The sequence below is a fragment of the Psychrobacter sp. 5A.1 genome, assembly GCF_030407455.1.
Classification (GTDB): domain Bacteria; phylum Pseudomonadota; class Gammaproteobacteria; order Pseudomonadales; family Moraxellaceae; genus Psychrobacter.
The window spans coordinates 58,170-66,086 of the sequence record NZ_JASDDJ010000012.1 but is presented as its reverse complement, the minus strand read 5'-3'; the positions used below and the strand labels follow the sequence as shown (position 1 = coordinate 66,086).

General features: G+C 41.4%; 5 protein-coding genes. 3 read left to right on the top strand and 2 right to left on the bottom strand.

What is annotated here, in order from left to right:
* Positions 1-51: 51 nt before the first annotated feature.
* Genes QL982_RS04515 through QL982_RS04505 form a run of 3 tightly spaced genes read left to right on the top strand, consistent with a single transcriptional unit; the run spans position 52 to position 5,566 of the window.
* Entirely contained in the window at positions 52-1,392 is a 1,341-nt protein-coding gene (locus QL982_RS04515) for a KAP family NTPase (RefSeq protein WP_290190181.1), read from the top strand.
* 12 nt (positions 1,393-1,404) lie between these two features.
* Complete coding sequence (locus QL982_RS04510) at positions 1,405-4,713, top strand: HsdR family type I site-specific deoxyribonuclease (RefSeq protein WP_290164885.1); 3,309 nt, start codon at positions 1,405-1,407, stop codon at positions 4,711-4,713.
* A gap of 28 nt (positions 4,714-4,741) precedes the next feature.
* The gene (locus QL982_RS04505) at positions 4,742-5,566 is read left to right on the top strand and encodes a SprT family zinc-dependent metalloprotease (RefSeq protein ID WP_290164886.1); all 825 of its coding nucleotides are present in this window, start codon (positions 4,742-4,744) and stop codon (positions 5,564-5,566) included.
* Positions 5,567-5,685: 119 nt separating this feature from the next.
* Here the strand turns inward: QL982_RS04505 and QL982_RS04500 are convergent, their stop codons facing one another.
* Positions 5,686-6,585, bottom strand: coding sequence for an SMP-30/gluconolactonase/LRE family protein (locus QL982_RS04500; RefSeq protein WP_290164887.1), 900 nt, complete (start codon positions 6,583-6,585; stop codon positions 5,686-5,688).
* Positions 6,586-6,634: 49 nt separating this feature from the next.
* On the bottom strand, positions 6,635-7,798 hold the full coding sequence (locus tag QL982_RS04495; protein ID WP_290164888.1) for an iron-containing alcohol dehydrogenase: 1,164 nt from the start codon (positions 7,796-7,798) through the stop codon (positions 6,635-6,637).
* Positions 7,799-7,917: the final 119 nt, after the last annotated feature.

The window sequence follows — 7,917 nt, the reverse complement described above, 5'->3', positions numbered from 1 at the left end:
TTTCTTGGTCATGGTAAACTCCTATAATTGTGCTTAGTTTACCAAGTTTAGTTGTACGGTTTCTTCAGCATAGCTCATAAAAGCATAGCCGAAAAGGTTATTAAGCTCCTGAAGTCTGATATAGGTATCTCTCCAATGGTCATCGATGGGAGTTGGGGAACAGGGAAAACTGAGTTTTGTCATAAGCTTATCAATTTGATGAAGGTAGACAGAAAACATAATATAATTTATATCGATGCCTTTAAAGCTGATCATGTTGATGAGCCTTTGATGACCGTACTAGCAGAAATTATTAAAATATTACCTGAAGGTCCACGTAGGAAGGCTTTCATAAATAGAGTATTGCCAGCTGTACGCTATACCATTAAAACAGTCGCTAAAGCTAGTGTTTCTCATATTCTGAGACAAGACTTTGCTGATCTTGCAAATGACTTTGACGAGGCAATTCAAAAGGTCGCTGATGATTCAATTGATAAAACAGCAGAACTAATACTCAAAGACCATGTGGAGGCAGAAAAGAGTTTACAGACGTTACAAACTGCTCTAACTGCTATTGCATCCCAAGATCCTATTATTATATTTATCGATGAGCTCGATCGCTGTAGACCAAACTTTGCGGTCGATATGCTGGAGATAATCAAGCATACTTTTGATGTTGAAGGCGTCAGCTTCGTACTCATTACTAATACTCAGCAGTTGAAAGCTTCTATAAATCATTGTTATGGTCAGGCAGTCGATGCACAACGTTACTTAGATAAGTTTATAAAGTTTAGGTTTGAATTGTCTGCACATTCTATTAGAGATTTGAACTCTCCTGTTTTAGCAGCTACTGATCATTTTTTTAAACTAGCAAGAGATAAAGAGTGCTTACCTAATGATCTTTTAGGAAAACAACATTTTAGAAAAGCGATCGAACATCTGATTAAACATCAAAATCTCTCTCTTAGAGAAATAGAAACGCTAATTTTACATATACAAATTGTGCAGAATCTTTCTAATTCGGAAACGTTTTCTGAAAGAATGTATTTTGGTTACGTCTTGCTACGATTGATTGCTGTGATGTTAGTGTGCTTCCGACCTTCACTCTTGAATAGAATTAAACATGAATATATTGATGCTAGTTTATTAGGCGATTTTCTAGGAGTCAAAGAGATTCCAGTCATCAATAACGGAAGTCTCGGTCATCAATATATTGTTAGACCCGAGGCTTTTGAAGTGATGATGGTAGTTCTTGCCAGAGATTGTACTCAGAATACAGAAAGTTATACACCAAGTGAGGAGAAGATAGAAGAATGGGCTGTATATATGGATGGGTTTATGGATGGCACGCTATATAAAGGTAGAGCGATAAAAATAATATTAGAAACAGCAAATATAATGGCGTTTGAATAATAGGAGTATGTTATGACATCAGCCGTTAACTTCGCCGAAGAATTCAGCTCAAAAATACCCGCCTTATCTTTACTCACAACATTAGGCTATCAGTTTATTCCGCCTAGCCAATGCAGTGCCATGCGCTCAAAAGTGGTTTCAAATAAGGCTATTGACCAAGTTGTATTACTACCTATCATGCGTGCATTTTTAGCCAAGCAGACTTTTGTGTTTGAAGGCACACCGCATTATTTGTCAGACAGCGCCATTGATAAGATCATGCACACGCTTACCCCAGCGATGAACTTAGGCTTGCAGTCTGCAAACGAGGCGCTTTATAACGCCATGCTTTATGGCGTGACGGTGACCGAATTTATCGATGGTAAAAAAACCTCGCAGACCATCGCTCTGATAGATTGGAATAATATCGGTAATAATAGCTTTCACGTGACCGAAGAGCTGGTCATACTCAATAGTGAAGGTACGAGTAGTCGTAGACCTGATATTGTTTGCTTTGTGAATGGTCTACCGCTGGCAGTGATCGAAGCCAAACGTCCTGACTCTAGTAGAGAGTGGCAATCGACCAATGTCCAAGCAGTGTCCCAGCATATTCGTAATCAAAAGCCAAAAGAAATCCCGCATTTATTTGCCTATAGCCAGTTATTGCTAGCGGTCAATGGTAATGACGGTCTGTATGCCACCTGCGGTACGCCTGAGAAGTTTTGGGCAAAATGGGTGGAAGAAGAGATTTCTGAGCCTGAGTTTGTTCGTCTAAAAAACGAAAAACTTAATGATGAGCAGATTGAGAGTCTGTTTGCGCATCGTCCTGTCTCTATTACAGATGAATATAAATCACTGATTGCTGGTGGTGATCTAGCCGTCACCGACCAAGACCGCTTAATCATCAGCCTTTTGCAGCCTGAGCGTTTGCTTGAGATGACACGCATGTTTACCTTGTTTGACAATAAGGTGGGCAAAATTGTTGCTCGTTATCAGCAAGTCTTTGGTATTAAAGCATTGATTGAGCGTATCAGCACCTTTGACGGCTCTGATGGTAAGTCGGGTAGTCGGCAAGGTGGTGTCATTTGGCATACCACAGGCAGTGGTAAATCATTCACGATGGTGTTCTTCTCCAAAGCACTTATTTGGTTAGAGGAGCTTGCGAAGTGCCGAGTCATTGTTGTCACTGACCGTGTTGATCTAGAAACTCAGCTTAGTCAAACTTTTGCTTCTGGTGGTGTGCTCAGTGATCGCGATAAATCCGATGCCATGGCAACCTCTGGTCGCCGTCTAGCGCAGCAAATCGGTCACGGTAACGAGCGCGTTATCTTCTCTATTATTAATAAGTTTGGTTCAGCCGTTAAATATGATGAATGCTATAACGACAGCCCAAACATCATCGTCATGGTCGATGAAGGTCACCGTAGCCAAAATGGTGAGAACAATATCCGTATGGCGCAAGCCTTGCCAAACGCTGCTTTTATTGCCTTTACAGGTACACCATTGCTAAAGGATGATAAGACCGAAAACAAATTCGGTAGCATTATTCACTCTTATACCATGCAGCAAGCGGTCAAAGACAAAACGGTCACGCCACTCTTATACGAAGAGCGTATCCCTGAATTGAATACCAATGATCAAGCCATTGATGCATGGTTTGACCGTATCACCCAAAAGCTCACCGATGATCAAAAAACGGATCTCAAACGTAAGTTCTCCCAAAAAGGTCAAATCTATCAGGTTGAAGGTCGTATTGAGTTGATCGCTCATGACATCTCTGATCACTTCCAAAACTTTAAACAGCAGCATTTAAAAGGCCAGTTGGCTTGTGACTCTAAAGCCTCTGCTATCCGCTATAAGATGGCATTAGATAAGATTGGCAAAGTGACCTCAGTGGTTGCCATGTCGCCACCTGATACTCGTGAAGGGCATGATACTGTCGATGGCGAATCAAAAGACATCGTTCAGAATTGGTGGCAAGCCAATGTTGCCAAAGAGTATGGCGGTGATGAAAAGGCTTATACCAAAGCTATCATAGAAGCTTTTAGTCAGGATGATGGTCCTGACATTATGATCGTTGTCGATAAGCTACTAACGGGCTTTGATGAGCCAAAAAACACCGTACTGTATATCGATAAGCCTTTAAAACAGCATAACCTGATTCAGGCGATTGCACGGGTAAACCGCTTGCATGAGAAAAAGCGTTTTGGTTATCTGATTGATTATCGTGGCATCTTAAAAGAGCTGGATATCACCATTGAGAAATATCAAGACTTAGCCGAGCGTACGCAAGGTGGCTTTGATATCGAAGACCTCAAGGGTCTGTATAACGCGATGGATACCGAGTATAAGCAGTTACCCAGACTGCATAGCGAGCTGTGGGCGATATTCTCATCAGTGAAGAATAAACAGGATGGGCAAGCGTTAAGGCAGGTGCTTGCACCAAAGATGCAGGAAATCGATGGCAGAGTAGTCGATACCAAGCTTAAAGAGCGTGATGACTTTTATACAGCTTTAACCACATTTTCTAACGCTATGAAAATTGCCTTGCAATCAGCGTCTTTCTTTGAAGATAAGTCATTCGATAGTAAGCGTGATCGCTACAAAGCCGATCTAAAAGCCTTTGTTAATCTACGTAAGCAAGTGCGCGAGGATGCTGATGAAACCATCGATTACGATGAGTATGAAGCGGATATTCGAAGCTTACTTGATAAGCATATCGCTGGACTTGAGGTTCGTGAGGCAAAAGGTGCATACTTGGTTGGCAACTTAGGTAAGGATGTTAAGCCTGAAGAATTAAGCGATGATGAAGCCCGTAACCAAACGGATAAAATCACTGGTCGGGTGACCAAGATGATTGAGCAGGATTTGGCTGATGACCCTTATGCCCAAGAGTATTTTTCTAAATTGCTTAAGCAAGCGATTGCGGATGCCAAAGCCATGTTCGATGCACCAGTGAAGCAGTACATGATGTTTGCTGATTTTGAGCAAGCCGTTAAAGACCGCGATGTCGCTGATGTGCCGAATGCGTTTATTGATGATAGTGGTAAATTAAACAAACATGCTCAGGCGTATTTTGGTCTGTTTAAGCACTTATTTGATACTGATTTCTTGATAGATAAAGAGTTAGATAACGACAAGCTAGTTGCTTACGCCTTTGAGATTGATAATATTGTTAAGACAGCAGTGGCTGAGTATTCTATTAACCCAGCAGAAATTGAAAATGCTATTAGTGTCAAATTGCTGCCGATGTTATTTATGGATTTGGGTATCGATAAAGCGCAACAGCTCATTGAGGAAGTGCTAAAGATTACCCGTCTTGGACTTTCAAGAGATAAGTAGCCTAAGAGCAGCAAGAGGGTAGTAGGTAATGACTGAGAATGGCGTATTTTATTATGGTCAAGATAAGATTGATTATGAAGTCGTGCGTAAAGAAGCAACTTATAAAAAAAAGATAAATAAGCCTGAAAGCGACAAGCTGATTGCTAAAAAGGCTAAGCCTCGAAAAGTAGTCATTAAAGTACATCCTGATCAGCGTGTGGTTGCCACCGCACCTATCGATGCCAGCGAAGAAGTAATACATAACGCGATGATGAAGCGTGCTCGCTGGATATGGCAAAGCCTACAGGACTTTGCCAAGCAACAAGATCATGTATTACCTAAGCGTTATGTCAGCGGTGAGACCCAGTTTTATTTGGGTCGTCGTTATGTGTTAAAAATGATAACCAGTACAGAAACTGCTGATGGGATAAACAGCACGGTGAAGCTTAGTCGCGGTAAGTTGAATGTAGAATTGTCTCAAAGTGATTCTGAATTAGACGCTGAAAAACGAGCTGTCTTAGTTAAACGTCTTATTGACGAATGGTATAAAGATAAATTTACGTCGGTCTCTAGAGAGAGGCTTGAAGCCTTAATTCATAAGGCTTCATGGGTAAATAATAATCCTTCATTGAAGTTAATGACCATGAAAAAACAATGGGGAAGCTGCTCAAATAAAGGCAATTTAATCCTCAATCCGCACTTAGTAAAAGCACCGAAAGAATGCATTGATTATGTGATACTGCATGAGCTGTGTCATATTGCAGAGCATAATCACAGTGAGCGTTTTTGGCGCTTATTAACGCAGGTGATGCCGAACTGGAAAGAGGTAAAAGCCAAACTTGATGGGATGGCTGAGCTTTATTTGAATGAGTAAATCATAATACCTTTATCGCAATTAACATAAAAACCACCTTCAAAAAAGTAGCTAGCTATCAACTAAAATAACCCGCGTCAGGCGGGTTATTTTAAGTTCAGTTCTGAAACGCTTTTTAACTATGGCGTACCTGCATGCCCCACTTTCACTTGCACAGCTAACATACGTCCTTTGGTTTCTACCTTGCGAGAGGCCTCATCCCAGTCTGGCGCCGCGCACATAAATAATGTCTTACCATCATGTCCACCAAGAGTAACCGCAAAGATACCATCAGGTGCAGTATCGATAGTTTCTAAAATTTCACCACCCTCTGCTATGCGTACCGCTCGCTGGTTTATGGTATCTGCGATCCACACAGCACCCTCGGCATCCAAGGCCAAACCATCAGGTAATATGCTGGCATTTTCTATACGTAGACCCAGATTTGGCTCATCACCTAATTCTCCAAAATTAGCAAAATCACGCTTGTCTCCGAGGCTACCATCTTCTTTGATATCAAACTGCGTAACTTTGTTGCCAAATAGCTCGTTAACGATCAATGTTTTCTGGTCTGCAGAGATAACCATACCATTTGGAAATGCTAATCCTTCAGCAACAACCTGTGAGCTGCCATCAGGCTTAACCAATACAAGCCCTGTGTTTTCATGGTCAGCGCCACCCATCAAATCAAAACCAAAGTTGCCGACATAAGCATTACCATTGACTGAAACCACCATGTCATTGGCATGACCACCGCAATGCTCCCAGATATCAGCGTGAACGACCAAGTTACCATCATTTTCTAGTCGCAAGACTTTGCGGTCTTTCATCGATACAACCAGCAGACGCCCATCAGGCAACCATCCTAAACCGGAAGGTTGATGTTCAACATGGATGATTTTCTCCGCTATTCCTTCATCGTTGACCCGATAAACGCCTTGAGTATAGAAATCGACAAACCATAGCGCATTTTGATACCAGCGAGGCCCTTCTAGATAGTGAAAGCCATCAACGGCAACTTCTAATTCATATTTCGACATAACCATCTTCCTTGATTGATAGACAAAATTATTTAAAAAGTATTTCTTATCAGGCTATTTCTTCATATATTGCAGTGACTTCCTCTAAATTCATATCTTTGGGATTGGTGGCAATTAGTCGCGCATAGGTATTGATAACTATGTCGGCTAGAGCAGGAATATCGTTCTTTGTAATATCTAGTTCACTTAAACGGTATTTGAGACCACTGTTTTCCAAAAATATTTTTAGTTGACTAATAAATGAAGTCGCTGCGTCTAAATCTGTCATTCCAGCTGTTTGAGTAGGCATGACAGCACGAGCAAGCTCTGCGTATAGAGGAGCAGCTTCTGATAAGTTAAATGTAAAAACACCGCACATGACGAGTGCATTAGCATGTCCATGTGGAATGTGGAAGTTAATACTAAGCGGGTAGGAGAGCCCGTGAACAGCGGCTACAGAGGCATTGACGAAGGCGATGCCTGCTAACGTAGAACCTAACAGCATATCGGCACGAGCATCAATATCGTCACCTTGGTTTAACACTTTTTCAAAATTATTCCAAAGCATTTGTAAGCCTTTTAGGGCTAATGCATCTGAAATAGGATTCTTTTTAGTACGACTCGTGTAGGCTTCAATACAATGCACCATAGCATCAAGCGCGGTTGCTGCAGTGATATGACGAGGTAATTTTAGTGTCAGTGTTGCATCTAAAATGGCGACATCAGGTAGAATTTTAGGAGTATAAATAGCCTTTTTACTGCCATCCTTTGCGGTAATCACGGAGACAAAAGTGGACTCTGCACCTGTACCTGCAGTAGTCGGTATTGCAAATAGCGGCAGTTTTTTGAAACCGCTAATATCTTTATCCAAAATATCATTAACGGACTGAAAGTCGTTTGGATATAGGGCGACAATCTTTGCTGTATCAATAGAGCTGCCGCCTCCTAAGCCAATGATCAAGTCACATTTATTGTCTCTTGCACACTCAATAGCGCTTTCAACAATTTCAATGGGCGGGTCTGCAACGACACTGTCGAACACAACGACATTAACACCGGCTTCCTGTAAGGATTGCTGGGCGATATTGACATAGCCTAGTTCGGAGATTCCAGCATCTGTAATGATTATAGCTGAGGTGGCAGAATATTGTTTTGCTAAAACCCCTAGCTTTTGGCGCATGCTGTCAGCTTCGCTGACAATATGACCATTAGTATAAAATTCAATCCCTGTCATTCTGTTCTTCCTTGTATATATATACTCACTTGTTGAGATCGAACGATGCAAAAGTAAGAGTGCTTTTATATCGATTAGACTCTTATAAGGCGTCAATGCTTTTCAAGAGTATTAGGTAA